The sequence below is a fragment of the Paraburkholderia elongata genome (assembly GCF_013177735.1).
In the GTDB taxonomy this organism is placed as follows: Bacteria; Pseudomonadota; Gammaproteobacteria; order Burkholderiales; family Burkholderiaceae; genus Paraburkholderia; species Paraburkholderia elongata.
On record NZ_WOEZ01000139.1, the window covers coordinates 1 to 20,019 of the forward strand.

A 20,019-nucleotide genomic window follows, 5' to 3' on the forward strand; every position below is an offset into this window, starting at 1 on the left:
CGGTTTCGGTCAGGAACAGGAACTTGTCTTCGGTCACGTCCACCGTGAGCGGCGCGCCTTTTTCTTTCCAGTCGGGGATCAGTTCGGTGATCGCGCGGGGATCCATCACCGCGCCCGACAGGATATGCGCCCCGATCTCCGAGCCTTTTTCCAGTACGCACACGCCAAGCTCGACGCCTTTTTCAGCCGCCAGCTGCTTCAGGCGGATCGCCGCGGACAGGCCAGCCGGGCCGCCGCCGACGATCACGACGTCGTATTCCATCGACTCGCGTGGACCGTACTGTTCAATGAGACTTGCGTCTGTCACGATGCGATGCCTTTTCTTTAGAACTGGTCTTCACTCAGCGCCAACATGCCTTCGTTGTTTTTCGCGCTGACGATGGACGCCTCAAGCGCGACGGCTTGGGGCAGGATGTGATCGGCAAAGAAGTGAGCGGTTGCGATCTTCGAGTCGTAGAACGACTTATCCTCTGCGTGCTTCTCAGCAGCCACCAGCAGGGCACGTGCAAATTGCCAGCCCACCAGGACGACGCCAGCCAGCTTCAGGTAGGGCACGCCGCCAGCAAACACCGCATTCGGATCGCTTTTGGCGTTGGCGAGCATGAATTCCACTACGCTCGCGAGAGCCTGGCGGCCTGCCGTGAGCTGCTTGTGCAGCGACCGGAACGCAGGGTTGGACGGGAACGACGCACAGTCTTGCAGTTCGCCCAGCGTTCTATCGATCTGGGCGAGGATTGCCTTCGCCACCGCGCCGCCGTCGCGCAAGGTTTTGCGCCCGATCAGATCGTTCGCCTGAATCGCCGTGGTGCCTTCGTAGATCGTCAGGATGCGGGCGTCGCGATAGTACTGAGCAGCGCCCGTCTCTTCAATGAAGCCCATACCGCCGTGGACCTGCACGCCCAGGCTCGCCACTTCGATCGAGAGTTCCGTGCTCCAGCCCTTCACAACCGGCACGAGATATTCGTAGATGGCCTGGTGTTCTGCCTGCACGGCTGCGTCGGCGTGGCGATGCGCGATGTCGCTATGCGCCGCTGCGACGTAGGCGAGCGCACGGGCGCCCTCGGTTAGGGCGCGCATGGTCAACAGCATGCGGCGCACGTCCGGGTGCTGAATGATCGCCACGGACTGCTTCGCGGAGCCATCCACCGGCCGGCTTTGCACGCGATCCTTCGCATACGCAACGGCCTTCTGATACGCGCGGTCAGCAACGGCGATACCCTGCACACCCACGCCAAAGCGGGCTGCATTCATCATGATGAACATGTATTCGAGGCCGCGATTCTCCTCGCCGATCAGCTGGCCGATTGCGCCACCATGATCGCCGAACTGCAGCACCGCGGTCGGGCTCGCCTTGATGCCGAGCTTGTGTTCGATCGACACGCAATGCACGTCATTGCGCTCGCCCAACGAACCGTCTTCGTTGACGAGAAACTTCGGTACGGCAAAGAGGGAGATACCCTTGACGCCTTCCGGTGCATTCGGCGTGCGCGCCAGCACGAGATGGACGATGTTTTTCGCCATGTCGTGTTCGCCCCACGTGATAAAGATCTTGGTGCCGAACACGCGATACGTTCCGTCGCCCTGGGGCTCTGCGCGAGTGCGTACCAATGCCAGATCCGAGCCGGCTTGCGGTTCGGTCAGGTTCATCGTGCCGGTCCATTCGCCGGAGATCAGCTTCGGCACGTAAGCTTGCTTCTGCTCTTCAGTGCCGGCTGTCAGGAGCGCCTCGATCGCGCCGTCGGTCAACAGCGGGCATAGGGCAAGCGACAGGTTGGCGGCGTTCAGCATTTCGATGCACGGTGTCGCCAGCAGTTTAGGCAAGCCCTGGCCACCGTATTCGACGGGATGCACGACACCTTGCCAGCCGCCTTCGCCGAACTGGCGGAAGGCTTCCTTGAAGCCCGGCGTGGCGTAAACCTCGCCATCGCGCCAGGTACTCGGATTTTTGTCGCCTTCGAAATTCAACGGCGCAATCACGTCCGCGTTGAACTTCGCCGCTTCGTCGAGCACTGCTTGCGCAGTGTCGGAAGTAGCGTCCTCGAAGCCCGGGAGCGCCGACACGCGATCGAGATCGGCAAGTTCATTGATGACAAACAGCATGTCCTTGACGGGCGCCGTATAGCTCATGATGGATTTCCAGAAATGCAATCGAAGAGGGGATGCGGTCAGGGCAGACTTGATGCCCCGACACGGTAAGAGTGAGCCGATCGTAGTCCCGATTGGGCGCGAATCGACTACCTAAATCGGCCCATCTATTGACAAATTCGGCCACGACTTGCGAAGAAGGCGGGTCGCCGATGCGCGTTTGCCCCACTGCGTAGGTCAGCGGGGCCGGTTGCCGTTCGATGGTCCCGCGAGGCGGGTAGGGTCGCGCTCAGGGTTGCCGGCGATACTCACCGGGCGTGCTGCCAGTCCAGTGCCGGAAGGCCCGATGAAACGCAGTGGGGGTGTCAAAGCCGACATCGCCCGCGATCGCGGCGATTGCGTCGTTGGTACCGGTGAGTCGTTGAATCGCGATATCACGCCGCAGTTCGTCCTTCAGCGTCTGGAATGCGGTTTCCTCTGAGGCGAGGCGCCGGCACAACGTGCGGACCGAGCAGTGAAAACTCCGCGCGGCGTCTTCAACGGTCGGCACATCCGGCAAACAGGATGCGAGGTACTGCCGGATGCGGTGGCTCGTGAGCTGCTCGCTGAAGGAAACAAAAATCCAGTCCTCGGGAGCCCGTGCGAGAAATTTGCGCAAATTCGTCTTGCGCTGGCGGATGGGCATGTCGAAATACGCGGCGCTGAAGCGCATCAGCGTTTGCTTGCAGTCGAAATGGACAGGTCCGGGAAACAGGTACAGATGATCGACTGTGTTCGGCGGACATGAAAACGCGAACTCGACTTGCAGCAAGGGAATTTTCTGACCGATCAGCCACGATGCCACGCCGTGAGCGAGCTTTAACATGAGCTGCTGCCCGAGCATACTGACGGTTGACGATGGATCAGGGTGAAGGGCCACGCACGCGATCAAACCACCCCTGCGCGATTCGAACCTGAAGTCATCGAGGACAATGTGAAAGAACTGCCCAAACCGATGCATGGCAATTTCCAGGTTGGGCGCATCGAGCAGGCTCAGGCAGAGAAACTTTAGTGTGCCGCTGCGCATCGGGCGGGCGAAGATGCCCGGCATTTCATCGTCGAATTCAATGGCGAGGGCACGGTATAAGGTCGAAAACTGTTCCTCTGTGACTCGCGCGCCCGGTTCGGTCAGGAGCGCAGGTGAGATGCTGGCCTCGTCCAAGTATTTTCTGACCAGACCCGACCGTGCACCCGCGGCGGCGAGGAAGCCGTTGAGAAGTGAGATCGGGACGGTGGCGCTGGGTGAATGCATGGGCGTTGACGAGGCTCGTTGATGTCGGTTCACCACGGCCGTCATTGTACGGCAGCGTTCAGACCGGGTAACAAACCCACCTGTATCTACAGGTCAAAGTCAGTGACGCTCGCGAGGGCCGAGGGGGTATGCCAGTCCATCCAGTCGAAGTGTCTGGAACTTTCAGCCCAGGCCCAAGTTGCTTTTGGCATGCGCGTGGCCGGCGTTTCTGCTTGCGGCGCGTTACTTTCGTGCTCGTTTTTTGCAACGGAGTGGAGGCCGGTCGCATTTGCGTTTGCCTTCACTTCGTCCGGCTCGAGATTAGACACAGTTGATTTGCAATGCATAATAAATAGCAAGGTAGATGATTGAATAAAATCGATCGGGCGTTGGCGCCAGTGTCACGCCGCAAGCAGTGACAGCAACATTGCCCCGTGCCCGGGGAGCGGCTTCGAGGCATCGCGAAAGCCCACGGAATGCTTTCGATTCCGCGGGGAAAATGCGCACTCCCCGAAAGGAGATTACTGCCCGAATGTCTGCTGAATCGCGATCTGGTTCTTGACCGATGTCACACCTGGGACCGTTTTCGCTACTGAGGCCGCTGTGTCGATCTGAGATGCGGCCGGCACTGTTCCGTAAAGGGTTACCGCGCCGCCTTTCGCTTTCACGCTGATGTTTGCGGCGTCGATGCTCTTCTCTTTGGCAATCGCCGTGCGAACTTGCCTGGCTAGTTCGCGATTCGCTCGTTTAGCGGCTTTGGCATCGACTCCAGCCGATGCCGCTTTTGCAGATCCGGTTGAAGCAGCGGCTGTCTGGCTAGACTGAGCCCACGCGCTGATAGACGCCAGCGCGAACATTCCGCTAGCCGCCAACTTGAGTACGGTTGCTTTTTTCATCGGTTTATCTCCAGTTTTATTGGTTAAGCGTGACAGTTCGTTCTCCTTCAATCTCGCATCGACTCGAGCATGAATTGACGTCTCCCTATCTTGCGTGCGCGCTGACAGGCCCGCGGGTCGTACGAGTCAGGTTTTCACCGTGTCGGAATCAGCCGCCGTTGCGTCGAATGCCGTCGCCATTTCGTTCCAGTCCTCGTCGCGCAAATAGCGCCGCGCAGCCGGCAGTACCACGCCTTCTTCCCGTCCTAGATGCTCCCAGGCGAATTGCGCGTAAGCGCTTAGAGCCTGTTCAAGCCGTCCAACTGGGACACGCGGTTCCGAGTCGCGCTCGACCAGTTCGGTGAGTTCATCGAGGAGTTGAATGTTGCGCCGATGCTGGCATTCGAGTTCATCAAGTTCAGCATCCGCAACAGAAGTGCGCTCACGCAATCGCGCGAAAAACCTCGCCGCTTCCTTAAGACGATGCCGGCGTATCTGAAGATCGCGTAGGTGCTTGACCGCCTCACGCATTGATATCGGCTCGGGCTGCTGGCCGGCGATTCGTGCGGTGCGGACCATGTCCAGCAGCGCGTGGACGGTGTCGGCGATGGCGCGGTGTTCGTCGAGGAGTCTGCCGATCACGCGCGAGGTTGCCGGTCGACTGTCTGCAGCGCATATCAGGACTGCCACGTTGTCCGCGCCAGAGCCATCGGACGGCGCAAGCACGACGTCTGCCGCTTCGGTCATCCTCTGGCCAGGGGCGATGCAAATCAAATCGCATCCAGACTTGACTGCCGCCGCGACGATGCTGTCGAACGACGTTTCATCGCTGGCAGCGATGGACGAATACGGCACGCCCTGCGCGCGCGCCGCAGCCTCGGCCCGCGCCAGCAGTTCCAACGCGCGCTCCCTGACGTCGCCTGCGCGCCCGTCCTGCCGGTGCAGCGTGGCAGCATGTTGGTAAAGTATGGGCAGGAAGGTCACGCGCGCACCCATCGACTGGGCAAAAGCGACTGCGTGACCGGTTGCTTCAATGCATGAACCGATGTCGCCCACAGGGACGAGAAAGTGTCGATACATGGTATCCCTTATGCTGCATTCGACGTTTGCAGATCCCGCTGACCAGTTTCGAACTCACCAGCTGGTTTCGCATCGGAGGTCTGTTAGAAGTCATCTTAGTCTGCGGTCGATTCACTCACCCCTCCCACGAAGGGAGGGGGCGTCAAGCGCTTGGGTGGTACGCTTGAACCTTCCCCTTATTTCGCTTCCTGCGGCAGCCGGCAATGTCCGTCAGGAGCCTCGACAGGCCCAGCAAGATGGCATCAACACCTACAGGCGCCGGTAGTGTAGCCACCGAGCTGGTCCTGAAGACCATCGCGCCGCGCGCGCCGGCACATTTGCTAGTTCGTGACCGGCTAGCCGCGCACGCGTTGCACTTCGGTGATCAATCAATCGCCCTCGTACAAGCGCCGGCTGGATACGGAAAGACCTCTCTGCTTGCGCAATGGCGCAGGGAAACCCTGGCGCGTGGTGCCGCGGTGGCCTTCCTTTCAGTGGATGAGCGGGATGACCCTCAGAGGCTCCTCCAGGGGCTCGTCCATGCAATGCGGGTAGGCTGCGCCCGCCCTGCCTTCGGACGATTGCTGCTTGACGGCGCCATGGGATCGGTCGGAGAACTGGACGGCGTGACCGCCTGGCTGGCGGAAGTCGCACAGTTTTCGGGTGATGTTCTGTTGATCGTCGACGAGGCCGACCGTCTCCCCGATGCCGGCCTGACTGCACTGATTTATGTCTTGCATAATGCCCCGCAGAATCTTCACGTGGCCGTCGCTGCGCGCCGCAGAATCGATACGGCAGTTGCCGATCTGATCACCTACGGGCAATGTATTCTGGTCGATCCCGAGATGCTTCGCTTTCGTCTCGAAGAGACGATTGGACTTATCGGCAACCGGTTCGGGTCGAGATTCGACGCCGACGCGTGCGCCAGGCTGTTCGAGCTAACGGATGGCTGGCCGCTTGGGTTGCAGCTTGCAATGGCGGCAATGGCGCGCGCCTCGGATCCCCGGCAGGTCGTGGAGACCATGGCGGCCAATCAGGGCGGACTGCGTGAACACCTCGTCGGAACGCTGATTGCGGAGCTCTCGTCGGAAGATACCGATTTCCTCACGCGCACCAGCTTATTGGATTCACTGCACCCGGAACTCTGTCAGGCGATGACTGGCGACCCGCAGGCACCGGAGCGGCTGGCACGCCTCGTTCGCGAGACGCCCGTGTTCGTTACCTCTGAGGACGGCGCATGGTGCTGGCTTCATACGCTTGTACGCGACGTCCTGCAAGGCCGCCTCGCTCATCGGCCTGCCGCCGAACGGGCTGCGCTGCATGGTCGTGCTGCCGCCTGGCTTAACGGGCGCGGCATGATTGAACAGGCAGCAAGGCATGCTCACGCCGCGGGTCAGCACCAGACTGCCTACGAACTGGCGGAGCGTTGCCTGCATGACGCGGTCAAGGAGGGACGCCTGAGTGCGGTTCTCGAATGGCTAGATCTGCTCCCTGCAGATGAACTCGAGCGGCGTCCGCGTTTATTGCTGGCAGCGGCTTGGGCATTGGCGCTGGGAGAGCGGCACAAAGAGGCTGAGCTTCAGGTGCAGCGCGTCCTTGCCAGCCCTGACGCCGACGCTCAACTGCGCTACGAATGCGCGCTCATCCTGTGCGCTGCGGCTTACTACGCCGATGAGATCGACCGGTTCTTGGACCTGTTCGCTCCCTGGGCCGAGTTTGTTCCCGCCCGCGATTCCTGGCTCGCCCAGGTTCACGCAAACCGCCTCGCGGTACGCGCGATTCTGCTAGGCCAACCCGCGCAGGCACGTCGGTTCCAGCTGGCGGCAAAGCGGGCCGAAGTCGGCAAAGGGATCGGCTACGTGGTGCGCTGGGGTGATTACATTGTTGGCTTCAGCTACGTATGGGAAGGACAACTCGTGCTTGCCGAGGAGGTACTCCGTCCGGCACTGGCAAGCGCGGAAGCGGACCTAGGCCGCCGTCATCCGCTTTCGTGCATGTTTGCCGCGACCTGCGCTGCGCTGAGCTATGAAGCCGATCGTGTCGACGAGGCCGCCGCATTGTTGGCCAATCGACTGGACATTCTGGAGCGAGGCGGCACGCCAGACACCGTGTTGCTCGCCTACCGCACCGCGGCGCGCATCGCTGCGCTCAAAGGCAACGAACATCGGGCCCTCGATCTCCTCGAGGCCATGTACGCGATGGGTGTGAGCCGGCACCTGCCGCGCCTGTGTATTGCCAGCATGGCTGAACAGGTGCGTATTCATGCTGGCCGGTATCGCGCGCAAATGTGCGACGCACTGGTCCGGCGTATCGACGACATGGTGACCGAGGAGGAGCCGAAAAAGGGGCCGCTGTGGAGGCAGTCGGTCGGGCTGCTTGTCGGGTTGGCGCATGCAGGCGCTGCAATTGCGGCGCGACGCTGGCAGCAGGCTCTTGACGACCTCGCGGAGGCAGGCGTTGCCGCTGAGGCGATGAAGCTTGGCCGATATCAGATCGAAGTCATGGCGATGCGCGCGTTCGCGCTGGAGCAGTCCGGCGCAAACGGGCTCGCACTGCTTCGCGAGGCGATGAATCTCGCGCAGACTTTCCGTTTGACTCGTACTCTGGCCGACGCGCATCCAGCTCTCGCGGACTGGGCGCGGCGCGTCAGCGAAGAGCAGCCTGAATCCGGCGAAGTCACCCGCGCGATTGCGGCAGCGCGCATCGCTGTGCCGCCACTGGGCCGTCAGGCTACCGTGCCGCGCGCTGTGCCGAGCGTCGTGCTCACGCCCAAAGAGCGTGAAATCCTGGAGCTACTAGCGAGAAATATGTCGAACAAGGAGATCGCGGTCGCGGCCGCAGTGGGAGAGGGCACCGTGAAGTGGCACCTCAAGAATCTCTTTGGAAAGCTCGACGCCAGCTCGCGAAAGCATGCCGTTCGAAGAGCGCTGGTGCTGGGTTTGCTCGAAGGCGCATGACCCGGCGCCGCGCGGCGCGCTGTTCATCTTGATCTTCCGCCCCTCCCGCCGTGGGAGGGGTCTGACCGGGCTGCTTTACGTATTCTTACCTGCACGACGCGCCACAATGCCGCGAATTCCTGGCCGCAGTCGAAACAAAACTATCAGGAGACGAAATGCAGGTGAAATTGATCGGAGCGGCAGCGCTCATTACATTCGCGAGCGCCGCTCACGCGCAATCTTCGGTGACGCTTTACGGCATCCTTGATTCGGGTTTCTTGTACCAGAGCAGCTCGGCAGCGTCGTTTAACCCTAAGGCGCCCAATACGGGAAAGGTGTACCGCCTCAAAGACGGCGGCATCTATTCGAGCCTGTGGGGAATGAAGGGTAGCGAGGACATCGGCGGCGGCTACCATGTCAATTTCAAACTCCAGGGTTCGTTCGACAGTAGCACCGGCAAATCCGGTCTGAGCGACACCCCGGGCGCCGCGGCTCAGTTCAACCAGTTTGCGACGATCGGCGTATCGGGACCGTTCGGCACGTTCAACGCGGGTCGGCAGATCGTCCCAATGATCTATGCGATGGCCGAGACGGATGTACGGTCCTCCCAATACTTCGGCAGTATCCTCACTGCATGGCTGGGTATGAACCAGGCCGCCGGGTGGCCCGGCACCAGCACAAATGCCGCAATCGGCGCACTGTATGACAGCAACGCGCTGGTTTACCAGTCACCCTCTTTCGGCGGCGCTTCGATCGGATTGGAATACGCGCCGGGTGGCGTGGCGGGCCAGTTTCAGGGGGGGACGCGCGAGTCCGCGGTGCTCAAGTACTCTAACTACGGTCTGAGCCTGTCCGCTGTGTACTACAACGGACATGATACGAATCCGGCTCCGGGTGCGCCATTGACCGGACTCGACAACAACCGGTTCGTCTATCTTGGCGCACTTTATACGCTCCATGGCTTCTCGGTGTCGGCGTCGTACAGCAACGGCAAGAATCCTGCGCATGCCAATCAGGTCAATATTGATCTCTATTCCGCGGGATTGGGCTATCGCTTCTCCCCGGCGCTTCAGGTTACCTCGGGCCTTTACTACCTGAAAGACAAGAATAATTCGGCAAATCGCTCGACGGAAATTGCGCTCGGAGCCGAATACAAGCTCTCCGTCAGAACAATGGTTTACGCACAGGTCGGTCACGTCAATAACAAGGGGACAATGAATCAGACGATCGTCTACGGTCAGCCGGTGGCTCCTGGCGTGACGACGACGGCGGCTATGATCGGCCTGCGGCATAGCTTCTGAGCGGACTGTGCACGCACCTATCTACGAGCTTGAGGCGTGGACGAGAGCATGGTATGAAGAAGCCATCAGAATGAAGTACATTCAGCCGCCATTCACGCCTGACTGTGCAGGAATGGACCAGCTTCGCTACTATTTCCGCGCCGGCTTCTCTCCCGCTGAGGCGGTGCAAGCTTGCTTTGGCGGTGCAGTTCTCGCACAGTGACATCGAAGGCGTGGTCCAGCGTGCTTTGGCCGACTTCGGTTTTCTTCCCGGCTGCACGATAGCCGAAGGCGTCGAAGACGAAGCAACGCTCGCGTGCTTACGACGCCTGGAATGCGATGAAGTGCAGGGCTACCTGATGGCCAAGCCGATGCCCGAGGATCAGGTTGCGGCGTTTATCTGTGAGCATGCCGTTTGCGTGTCGCCATCGGCGTCGCCGCCCGAATCTCGTGGCTCCCTGAGTCGAGCGACAGGCCGGGCGTGACGACGCCGGCGAACGGATCGTGTCCTGCCGGGGCCGCGCTGCCCAGCGCGAGCACTACGTCGTGCGAACTTTCACATAGCGTCCGGGCGCCGGTTCGATCGGCTTATGGCGGGCGCTTCCCGGCCTCGTGCGCGCCTTGACCGATTCTCCAGCGGACGGCTTCAGCCACTCGATCCAGTGGGTCCACCAGCTACCCGGCCGTGTTTCGGCTGACGCCAGCCACGCATCCGGATCGCCGCTCGAATCGCCACTGGCCCTGAAACTTCGCTTGTTCTTCGACGCAGGATTGACGACCCCAGCTATGTGGCCACTCGCGCCGAGAACGAACTGAGTCGGGCCGCCAACCAGCTGTGTGGATCGATAAGCCGATCGCCACGGAACGATGTGATCTTCCTCGGTTGCCAGCACGTAGGTCGGGGTGTCGATGCGTCCCAGGTCGACGGGCGTGCCGCACATCGTCAAGCGCCCCGGTTTGCACAGGTTGTTCTCCAGGTACATATTGCGCAAATACGAGGTGTACATGGGCCCCGGCAGATTCGTGCTGTCGGCGTTCCAGTACAGCAGGTCGAATGCCGGCGGCGACTTTCCCTTCAGGTAGTTCTCGATGACGTAAGGCCAGATCAGATCGTTTGCTCGCAACGTCTGGAACGTGAACCCAAGTTCCTTGCCGGAGTAGATGCCGCCTCGACCGATTGCACCCTCGCGCTGAGCGACGCCCGCTTCGTCAATGAGGACGCCCAGCTCGCCAGGTTCTTCGAAATCCAGCATCGTGGTGAGCAACGTGATGCTAGCCACCTTGTCGTCGCCACGTGCTCGGGAGATCGCGGTAGCCGACGACAGAATAGTGCCTCCCACGCACCAGCCCACCGCGTTGACCTGATCGGCGCGGGTGATCGCCAGCGCAACGTTGATGGCCGTCAACGCACCCTGTTCGACGTAGTCGTCCCATGTCGTATGCGCCATCACGGCATCCGGATTGCGCCACGACACCATGAACACGGTCATCCCCTGTTCGCAGGCAAAGCGCACAAAGGAATTTTCAGGTTGCAGATCGAGAATGTAATACTTGTTGATACAGGGCGGTACTATGACCAGTGGGCGTTTGGCTACCCTGTCGGTGAGCGGAGCATACTGGATCAACTGGAATAGATCGTTTTCGAACACGACCGCGCCCTGTGACGCTGCCACGTTGTGTCCGACCTCGTAAGCGGTCTCGTCCGTGATCGAGATGGTGCCGCGCTGCAGGTCACCAAGCAGGTTCGTGAAGCCCCCACGCAAGCTGTCGCCGCTGGATTCGAACGCGAGCTTGAGCGCCTCGGGATTGGTCGCGGCGAAATTGGCTGGGCTTAGCGAGTCGATGAACTGCCGTGCGAAGAATTCGAGCTTCCGTTTGTCCTTTTCATTTAGGACAACCGCATCGACGACGTCTTCAAGCAAGCGCGCGTTGAGCAGGTAGTTCTGCTTGAGCAGGCTGTACCAGGCATTCTTGCGCCAGTCTTCGGCAAGAAAGCGGCGGTCACCGCGCTTCGGTGCAATCACGGGCTCGGTTTCCGCGCCCATTGTGCTGGCCAGCGTGCGGGTCCAAACCGACGCCAGCTGTGGCCAGTACGCCGAGTGCGCCTCGAGCAGCGCCGCAGGAGCGGCTAGTGCTTCCGGAGGCTCCGCTGTAGTGTGCGTGTCACCCTGAGGACTGTCATTCGCATCCAGACCGGCCATGGCGCGCCAGAACTGCTGCCCGGACTTGATGAATCCCTGTACATATTCAGTGGGTACGTTGAATGACATGGTCACAGCGCCTCGATTGACTGACTCACCGTTGCAACCGGTTCGGCGCTGGCCGCGCTTTCAACCAGGCGCCGCGCACGGGACGTGGCCATGACGACCGCTTCGCCGTCGATCACCACTTTTCCTCCAACCGTACAGACGGTCGACATCACGACGCGGCTCTTTTCCAACTGCAGTTCTTTCACAGCGACCGTTGCATGCACAGTCTCGCCAGGCCGCACCGGTGCCTTGAAACGCAGGTTCTGTCCGAGGTACACGGTACCGGGGCCCGGGAGGTGCCCGGCAAGGGCCGCGGAAATCACACCCGCGGTCAGCATGCCATGCGCAATGCGCCCTTTGAACGGGGTGGTCCGCGCGAATTCCTCGTTGATGTGAACGGCGTTGTTGTCGCCCGATGCGGCCGCGAAGAACAGGATATCCGCCTCCGTAATGGTTTTCGCAAAGGTGGCGCTCATGCCGGCTTCCAGGTCTTCAATGTCGTAACCGCCAATTTCGTTCATCTTTTTCTCAACTTGTTATTACTGAATGAATGGACTGACCCTGTCTGTTTTGGAACTCCTCAAAGCCTGGGAGTGCCGACACGGGATCGAAGTGGACAATTTCATTGATGACAAACAGCACGCCCTTGACCGGTGCCGTATAGCTCACGATGGATTCCGAAAAAGCGATCGACGAGGGGACGCGGCCTGGGCAGAGTTGATGGCCCGGCGCGGTAACCGTTGAGCCGATCGTAGTCGCGATTGGACGCGAATCGACTACCTAAAGCGGCCCATCTATTGACAAAGTCGGCCACGACTTGCGAAGCAGGTGGCTACCGGTTTCAGATCCGCTGCGCTCATGCCGCGAGCAAGGACGTGCTCATCATCGGTGCGTCCTGCCGTGGTGGATACACGTTCCACGAACCGTCGCGATGCCGGAAGAAGGTGATCGCCAAAGAACTTTCAGAGCGGCCTCCGCCAACGCGTATGAAGCGGCTTCGATTCGAAGATGTACGACTGAACTCGATCACTTGCACGGTCCCCTCGCCACAGTGCCCAAGCCACTTGTCGATCAACCTCCGCAAAGAACTCTCACCGTTTCGCATGGCGCTTTCCCTGAAAAGTAACACCGGGCGCCTGCCTGGCGCCGAGGCGACCAGGAACGCCGCATGCCCGAAATCATCGAGACGGTTGTGTCCAATGATTTTTTCCGCCTCTGGCGGTGGACGGCGTATCCACGCCTTTCCCTTGTTGCTTAAGTGAAGTCTAGGGCGTGCCGTTCCTGGCCGCCCCCCTCCTCATGGGAGGGCGGAGACCGTCTGAGGGTGCGACGTCGGCCCGTTGCGCCCCAGGCTGCTTCCACTGTCGCTTCATTGCACGTCAATGCGCTCAGCTTTGGCGATCGGCGCATGCTGCGTGTGATCTCAAAAATGAAATCCGCATTTCATTTTTGAGGTTGACATCGCACCGCCAAGAAATAATTGTTATTTTAAATCAATGATCTAGATGCTTGATGCGGTCTTGGCCCACTCCTTGCGGGTAGCTGTCCAGAGAGCGGCGTATTGCTGCAGTCAGCTTTTTCAATCGGGAAATCCAGCGATGACTAATGACGGACAAAACGGAACGAGGACGCGATACGTCGAGTCCCCGGAACACGGGGGCAGGATGGAAGCCAACCCGGCGGCAGACAATCGTCCCGAAAGCGTGGCAAACCATGGCCGGACCAACTGGGCCTGGGCTAACGGCAGATCGGGCTACGACTGGATGGATTCGCACTACCTCTTCACTGACGTCGCCTGAATCTCCGGTCGCCAGCAGTGCACCTCCCGTTCGCGCCGGAGGGTCTCGCTCGAGTGCACCACCCCTGAGGGGCCTGATGACCCGCCGGCGCATCGCGCCATTCGCAGCCATACCGTGCAAGATGCGCACGCTATGGCTGCGCTCCTGGACTGCTTCGCTTCTACAGACAATGAATAATCCTCTGATCAGATCCCTGCTGATAGCCAATCGCTCGGAAATCTCCATCCGCGTCATGCGTGCCGCCGCGGAGATGAACATCCGCACGATCGCCATCTATTCGAAGGAGGACCGCCTCGCTCTGCATCGCTTCAAGGCGGACGAGAGCTATCTGGTAGGTGAAGGCAAAAAACCGCTCGCGGCCTATCTCGACATCGACGACATCCTGCGGATCGCGATGCAGGCAAAGGTCGACGCGATCCACCCCGGTTATGGCTTTCTCTCCGAGAATCCCGACTTCGCGCAGGCGGTCATCGATGCCGGAATCCGCTGGATCGGTCCGTCGCCTGAGGTGATGCGCATGCTGGGCAACAAAGTGGCGGCCCGTAACGCGGCTGTCGCGGCGGGTGTGCCGGTGATGCCGGCAACCCCGCCATTGCCCCACGACCTGCAGGAATGCATGCGCCTCGCAGCCGGAATCGGCTACCCGCTGATGCTCAAGGCGAGTTGGGGCGGGGGCGGAAGAGGGATGCGGGTTCTGGAGAGCGAGGACGATCTCGAATCCGCGCTCGTCGCAGCCCGACGCGAAGCACTGGCGGCGTTCGGCAACGACGAAGTGTATGTGGAGAAGCTGGTGCGCAATGCACGCCACGTCGAGGTGCAGATACTCGGCGATATGCATGGCGATCTCGTGCATCTCCATGAGCGCGACTGCACGGTGCAGCGGCGCAACCAGAAAGTGGTGGAGCGCGCCCCCGCACCGTACCTCGATGACGCTGGCCGCGCGCTGCTCTGCGATTCGGCGTTGCGGTTGATGCGCGCGGTCGGGTACACCCATGCAGGCACGGTCGAGTTCCTGATGGATGCCGACTCCGGCCAGTTTTACTTTATCGAGGTGAACCCGCGCATCCAGGTCGAGCACACGGTCACCGAGATGATCACCGGGGTCGATATCGTCAAGGCGCAGATCCGTATCACGGAAGGCGGCAGGATCGGCATGATCGAAGACACGCTCGACGAGCGCGGTGTCGTCAGGGTGCGCGCGGCGGGCGTGCCGGCGCAACCGGACATTCCGCTCAACGGCCACGCGCTGCAATGCCGGATCACGACCGAAGATCCCGAGAACGGCTTCTTGCCGGACTACGGCAGGCTCACCGCTTACCGCAGCGCGGCGGGATTCGGTGTCCGCCTTGACGCCGGCACCGCCTATGGCGGCGCGGTGATCACGCCGTATTACGACTCGCTGCTGGTCAAGGTGACCACGTGGGCGCCGACCGCTGCCGAGTCGATCAGACGGATGGACCGGGCGCTGCGCGAGTTCCGGATTCGCGGTGTCGCGTCGAACCTGCAATTCCTTGAAAACCTAGTCAATCATCCCGCCTTCGGGCGAGGCGATGTCACGACGCGCTTCATCGACCTGACGCCGGAACTGCTCGCATTCGCAAAGCGGCGTGACCGCGCGACCAAGCTGTTGCGCTATCTTGGCGAGGTCAGCGTCAACGGGCATACGGAGATGAGTGGCCGTTCGTTACCTTCGTTGCCGATGTCGAGGCCGGTGCTGCCGGCGCTCGACACTGTGTCCCCGTTGCCACCGGGTACACGCGACCGGTTGCGCGAACTCGGACCAGAGAAGTTCGCGCGCTGGATGCTGGACCAGAAGCAGGTTCTGCTGACCGATACGACGATGCGCGACGCGCACCAGTCGTTATTCGCGACGCGCATGCGCACGGCCGATATGCTGCCGATCGCGCCGTTCTACGCCCGCGAACTCCCGGAACTCTTCTCGATGGAATGCTGGGGCGGCGCAACCTTCGATGTTGCACTGCGCTTTCTCAAGGAGGACCCATGGCAACGCCTCGCGCAGTTACGCGAACGGGTGCCCAACATCCTGTTCCAGATGTTGCTGCGCGGCTCGAATGCGGTGGGATACACGAACTACGCGGATAACGTCGTACGGTTCTTCGTCAGCCAGGCCGCGAGTGCCGGAGTCGACCTCTTTCGTGTCTTCGATTCGCTGAACTGGGTGCGCAATATGCGCGTGGCGATCGACGCAGTGCGCGAAAGCGGAGCGCTGTGCGAAGGAGCGATCTGCTACACCGGCGATCTGTTCGACGGCTCGCGTTCGAAGTATAACCTGAACTATTACGTGGGAATTGCGCGCGAACTGCAAGACGCCGGCGTGCATATCCTGGGCATCAAGGACATGGCGGGTATCTGCCGCCCGCAGGCCGCCGCTGCGCTCGTGAAAGCGCTCAAGGAAGAAACCGGCTTGCCCGTGCACTTCCATACGCACGACACCAGTGGCATCTCGGCGGCTTCGGCGCTGGCCGCGATCAACGCCGGCTGCGATGCGGTGGACGGCGCGCTCGACGCGATGAGCGGTCTGACGTCGCAACCTAACCTGTCGAGTATCGCCGCGGCACTCGCGGGCAGCGAGCGCGATCCGGGTTTGAGCCTCGAACGGTTGCACGAAGCGTCGACGTACTGGGAGGGTGTGCGTCGCTACTACGCGCCGTTCGAATCGGAGATACGGGCTGGCACCGCCGATGTCTATCGTCATGAAATGCCAGGCGGCCAGTACACGAACCTGCGTGAGCAGGCGCGCTCGCTCGGTATCGAACATCGCTGGACCGAGGTGTCGCGCGCGTACGCCGATGTCAACCGGATGTTCGGCGACATCGTCAAGGTGACGCCGACCTCCAAGGTGGTCGGTGACATGGCGTTGATGATGGTGGCCAACGACCTCAGCGCCGCCGACGTGTGCGATCCCGCCAAGGAAGTCGCGTTTCCCGAGTCCGTTGTCTCGCTGTTCAAGGGGGAGCTCGGCTTTCCGCCCGACGGCTTTCCGGTGGGATTGTCACGCAAGGTGCTGAGGGGCGAGCCACCTGCGCCTTACCGGCCTGGCGACGCGCTTGCAGCGGTCGATCTGGAAGCGGCGCGTACGCAGGGCAACGCTGACTGCGAACACAAACTGGACGATCAGCAGCTGGCTTCCTACCTCATGTACCCGAAGCAGACGAGCGATTACTTCGCGCACCTGCGTGCCTATAGCGACACCTCGGTGCTGCCGACGCCGGCTTTTCTCTATGGACTGCAGCCGCAGGAGGAAGTGGCGATCGACATTGCTCCGGGCAAAACCTTGCTCGTCGCGTTGCAAGGCAAGCACGCCGACACCGAGTCCGGCATGATCAAGGCTCAGTTCGAGTTGAACGGACAATCGCGCACGGCCTTGATCGAGCAGCGTACTACCGCACATGCGGGACCGGCGCGTCATAGCCACCCGGTAGCCGATCCCTCGAATCCGCTGCATGTCGCGGCTCCCATGCCGGGTTCGATCGTGACCGTTGCGGTACAGCCGGGGCAGCGAGTCGCCGCCGGTACGACGTTGGTCGCATTGGAAGCGATGAAAATGGAAACCCACATCGCGGCGGAGCGCGACTGCGAGATTGCCGCCGTGCATGTCCAGGCGGGTGACCGTGTGGCCGCGAAGGATCTGCTGATCGAGTTGAAGGGCGACGGCTGATCGGTGAGGCGCGACAGGTGCGCGCCGCATTCATGCGGTGCGCACTTGAAAAAAGCCGCTTGGCTGCAGTCTTGCCGCTCACACAACGTTAGTTGTGTGAGCGGCAAGCTCAGGTTGTGCCATTGTCAGGCGCGGCTTCAGGCCTTCTTCACGTACGCGCTGCACCACCCCTTCGCCGAGACCAGCTTACCGGCAAAAATCGGGCACGGACCTGATGCATCGCCAGGCTTGCCCTGATAGAGCTGACAGGTGGCGCACGCCTGGCCCGGCTGATACTTCGCATATTTAGCCTTGTCGACGTGTGTCGCGTCCGCCTTATAGCCAAGCGACTGTGCGGTCGGATCGCTTTCGGATACCGCGGGCGTCTCGGCCGACGCCTTGCCCGAGAGCGCAACGGATGAGGCCAGCGAGGCGGCTAGTATCATGAAGTGACGACGTGATGATTGCATGTAGGGCTCCTTTCTTTTAGAGGGTGGGGGCGGGCCTTCGGCGTGCCAGCCGATGCGGAACTTCGTGTCGCCGTGTAGCGACAGTTCTACTGTTTGCCCTTGATCGCGGTCAGATACGTAGCGAGTTCTTCTACCTGCTCCGCGGGTATGGGTGCGCCGTACGCGGTGCGCATCTTGTTGATCTCCGCCTTCCACTCACCGAAGCGCAATGGCGGCTGGCGCGTAACCATGCCCGCCGAATGACAGATCATGCACTGCGAGTTGGCGATCTCGGCACCGGCGCCCGGTGGAAAAACCTGCTCACTATCAGGGAGGGTAACACTGACGGTGCGATTCAAGGCTGCCGCCGACGGCGCTTTCTGTGCGGTTTCGGCGAAGGCGGCCGAGATGCCGACGGTAGCGAGCAGAATCAATATCAACACGTTTGGACTTTTCATGTTCCGCTCCTCAGGAAACCATCAGCGTGATGGATTCGACGACGTTGCGCATGAAGCCCGCAGTGTTCCAGTTTGCGGTATCCGGCTGCACGACCCCCGCGGTGTTCGTCGCCTTGATTTTCAGTTCCATGGGACCGGCCTTGGGTATCAAGTGCGTTTCCCATTGCCTGAAGCTGTATTTGCCATGATCGTGGCCGAGACGCGTGGACACCCAGGTCGCGCCGCCGTCAGACGACACGCTGACATCGCGCACGCCGGTATCTCCGCCAAGGGCGATGCCGCGTACGTTGAGCGGCTTGCCGGCGGCCACATTCTGGCCATTCGTGAGATTGGTGAAGAACGAGCGTGGGACCATCCGGTTGATCGGCACCATCTTGACGCCGGTTTGGCCAGGCGTGATGCTGGCATGGGGGGTGTCCGGCATCAGGTAGGCCTTTGACATCCAGAAGTTGTCGTCCGGGTGGTCCAGCACCTCGATATCGTTGAGCATTTTCACCCAGTAGGTTGAATACCAGCCGGGCACAACCAGGCGCAGCGGAAAGCCGTTCAGCAGCGGCAACGGCTGACCGTTCATCGCATAGGCGATCATCACTTCGCCATCGCGTGCATGGTCGATGTCGAGCGACTTCATGAAGTCCGGTGTTGCCGGGAGGACCCCTGTGTCGAGCCCGTTAAAGCGGGCCTGCACGGCGCTGCTCTTTATACCCGCACGATCCAGGATATCGCGCAGACGGACACCGGTCCATAACGCATTGCCCATCGCGCCGTTGCCCCATTGAGCACCCGCCACGCGCGGATCGTAGAATCCTCGCGAGTTGCCGGAGCACTGATTCACCGCTGCCAGTTCAACCGGTTCGAACTTGGTCCGCAGTTCGGTCAGGCTCAGGCTGAGCGCTCGTTCAACCTGTCCGTGAACGTTCAGGCGAAATGCGGCGCCGTCGATCTTCGTGGGAATGTCGGCGAGATGCCAGCGCACGAAAAACTGGTCGTTAGGCGTGAACACGCCTCGATCGAAGACGGAAAACGGCGTCTCCAGCAACGGCGGACGGGTTCGCAGCAGCAACATCTCGCCTTTCTGCGGAAACGCGCTCGTCAAGTCGCGCTCGCCGCCAGCGAATGGCAGGTTGAAGGTTTCTGCCGACCACGCGCTGCGGTTCCATCCGGCCATGGTGCCGGCGAGACCGCCAGCGGCAAGACCGTGAAGCATCTTGCGCCGGCGCGCGTCCACGCCGTGGGAATGGTCTTTCATGGGAGTCTCCTTCGGGTTCGTTTTATCGTTTGACCATAAGCATAAGCATGCCGGCACCGCTGAAGCGCCCGAATGTTTCCGCGGCGTCGCGTCATATCAACCGACTTGATTCGCCATCCTGACTAACATTCTATTCCGACGCCATCTCGAAGAATACGCGCATCGCCTCCGTCACATAACGCTGCTGGTGACGCAGCATCAGGAAATCCCGCGACGGCAGAGGCCAACGGAGTGCTGTCAGCGTCCCGGCACTGAGTGAGGACGCCGCGACCAGACGGGACATCACGGTCGCGCCAGCACCGGCCTCGACCGCGGAGCGTACCGCTTCGTTCGACGGAAGCTCCAGCGCGATCTCGAACCCAGAGGGATCGCCCCCTAAGCTTCGCACCATCTTTTCGAAGATCCCGCGTGTACCCGATTCCGGTTCACGCAGCACCCAGGCGCTATCGCGCAAGTCAACAATATCGGCAGATGTCGAACCGTGACGGGCCCAAGGGTGACTGGGGGCGACTACTAACACCAGTTCATCCTGGGCAACCGCGCGCACGTCGAGACCGTCGGCGTCCACCTGGTCTTCCACGAAACCAAGATCGACGGCGCCCTCGGCGACCAGAAAAAGGAGGAATTATCGCGATGACTGATTCTATATTCC

The 20,019-nt window shown here is 61.1% G+C and carries 15 protein-coding genes; 4 read left to right on the forward strand and 11 right to left on the reverse strand.

What is annotated here, in order from left to right:
* The 5 genes from GNZ13_RS25180 to GNZ13_RS25200 all read right to left on the reverse strand — a co-directional run.
* The coding region (locus GNZ13_RS25180; RefSeq protein WP_172169348.1) for an NAD(P)/FAD-dependent oxidoreductase at nt 1-307 on the reverse strand (307 nt) is incomplete at its 3' end.
* Between the two features lie 17 nt (nt 308-324).
* On the reverse strand, nt 325-2,127 hold the full coding sequence (locus GNZ13_RS25185; RefSeq protein WP_172169351.1) for an acyl-CoA dehydrogenase: 1,803 nt from the start codon (nt 2,125-2,127) through the stop codon (nt 325-327).
* 247 nt (nt 2,128-2,374) lie between these two features.
* A complete protein-coding gene (locus GNZ13_RS25190) occupies nt 2,375-3,376 on the reverse strand; it encodes an AraC family transcriptional regulator (protein WP_172169354.1) in 1,002 nt (333 codons plus the stop codon).
* Between the two features lie 500 nt (nt 3,377-3,876).
* Nucleotides 3,877-4,251 (reverse strand): BON domain-containing protein, encoded by a 375-nt coding sequence (locus GNZ13_RS25195; RefSeq protein WP_172169357.1) that lies wholly within the window; start codon nt 4,249-4,251, stop codon nt 3,877-3,879.
* 126 nt (nt 4,252-4,377) lie between these two features.
* Nucleotides 4,378-5,310 carry a hemerythrin domain-containing protein gene (locus GNZ13_RS25200; protein WP_172169360.1) on the reverse strand — a complete coding sequence of 311 codons (933 nt, stop codon included), beginning with the start codon at nt 5,308-5,310 and terminating at the stop codon, nt 4,378-4,380.
* 236 nt (nt 5,311-5,546) lie between these two features.
* Here GNZ13_RS25200 and GNZ13_RS25205 point away from each other — a divergent pair, with 236 nt between their 5' ends.
* The 3 genes from GNZ13_RS25205 (at nt 5,547) to GNZ13_RS25215 (ending at nt 9,990) form a co-directional block, all read left to right on the forward strand.
* Nucleotides 5,547-8,246, forward strand: a complete 2,700-nt coding sequence (locus GNZ13_RS25205) for a LuxR C-terminal-related transcriptional regulator (protein WP_172169363.1) — start codon at nt 5,547-5,549, stop codon at nt 8,244-8,246.
* A gap of 155 nt (nt 8,247-8,401) precedes the next feature.
* A complete protein-coding gene (locus tag GNZ13_RS25210; RefSeq protein WP_172169365.1) occupies nt 8,402-9,526 on the forward strand; it encodes a porin in 1,125 nt (374 codons plus the stop codon).
* 182 nt (nt 9,527-9,708) lie between these two features.
* Nucleotides 9,709-9,990, forward strand: coding sequence for an EAL domain-containing protein (locus tag GNZ13_RS25215; protein WP_172169368.1), 282 nt, complete (start codon nt 9,709-9,711; stop codon nt 9,988-9,990).
* Between the two features lie 54 nt (nt 9,991-10,044).
* Here the strand turns inward: GNZ13_RS25215 and GNZ13_RS25220 are convergent, their stop codons facing one another.
* A complete protein-coding gene (locus tag GNZ13_RS25220) occupies nt 10,045-11,775 on the reverse strand; it encodes a PHA/PHB synthase family protein (protein ID WP_216675011.1) in 1,731 nt (576 codons plus the stop codon).
* A gap of 2 nt (nt 11,776-11,777) precedes the next feature.
* On the reverse strand, nt 11,778-12,275 hold the full coding sequence (locus tag GNZ13_RS25225; protein WP_172169374.1) for a MaoC family dehydratase: 498 nt from the start codon (nt 12,273-12,275) through the stop codon (nt 11,778-11,780).
* A gap of 1,447 nt (nt 12,276-13,722) precedes the next feature.
* Here GNZ13_RS25225 and GNZ13_RS25235 point away from each other — a divergent pair.
* Nucleotides 13,723-17,232, forward strand: a complete 3,510-nt coding sequence (locus GNZ13_RS25235) for a pyruvate carboxylase (RefSeq protein WP_172169380.1) — start codon at nt 13,723-13,725, stop codon at nt 17,230-17,232.
* 137 nt (nt 17,233-17,369) lie between these two features.
* Here GNZ13_RS25235 and GNZ13_RS25240 read toward each other — a convergent pair whose 3' ends face one another.
* The 4 genes from GNZ13_RS25240 to GNZ13_RS25255 form a co-directional block, all read right to left on the reverse strand.
* Nucleotides 17,370-17,681: a high-potential iron-sulfur protein gene (locus GNZ13_RS25240; RefSeq protein ID WP_172169383.1), complete on the reverse strand. Its 312-nt coding sequence runs from the start codon at nt 17,679-17,681 to the stop codon at nt 17,370-17,372.
* Nucleotides 17,682-17,767: 86 nt separating this feature from the next.
* Nucleotides 17,768-18,118: a c-type cytochrome gene (locus tag GNZ13_RS25245; protein WP_172169386.1), complete on the reverse strand. Its 351-nt coding sequence runs from the start codon at nt 18,116-18,118 to the stop codon at nt 17,768-17,770.
* Between the two features lie 10 nt (nt 18,119-18,128).
* On the reverse strand, nt 18,129-19,367 hold the full coding sequence (locus GNZ13_RS25250; RefSeq protein ID WP_172169389.1) for a molybdopterin-dependent oxidoreductase: 1,239 nt from the start codon (nt 19,365-19,367) through the stop codon (nt 18,129-18,131).
* 130 nt (nt 19,368-19,497) lie between these two features.
* Nucleotides 19,498-19,980 (reverse strand): LysR substrate-binding domain-containing protein, encoded by a 483-nt coding sequence (locus tag GNZ13_RS25255; RefSeq protein ID WP_236002181.1) that lies wholly within the window; start codon nt 19,978-19,980, stop codon nt 19,498-19,500.
* Nucleotides 19,981-20,019 lie beyond the last annotated feature (39 nt).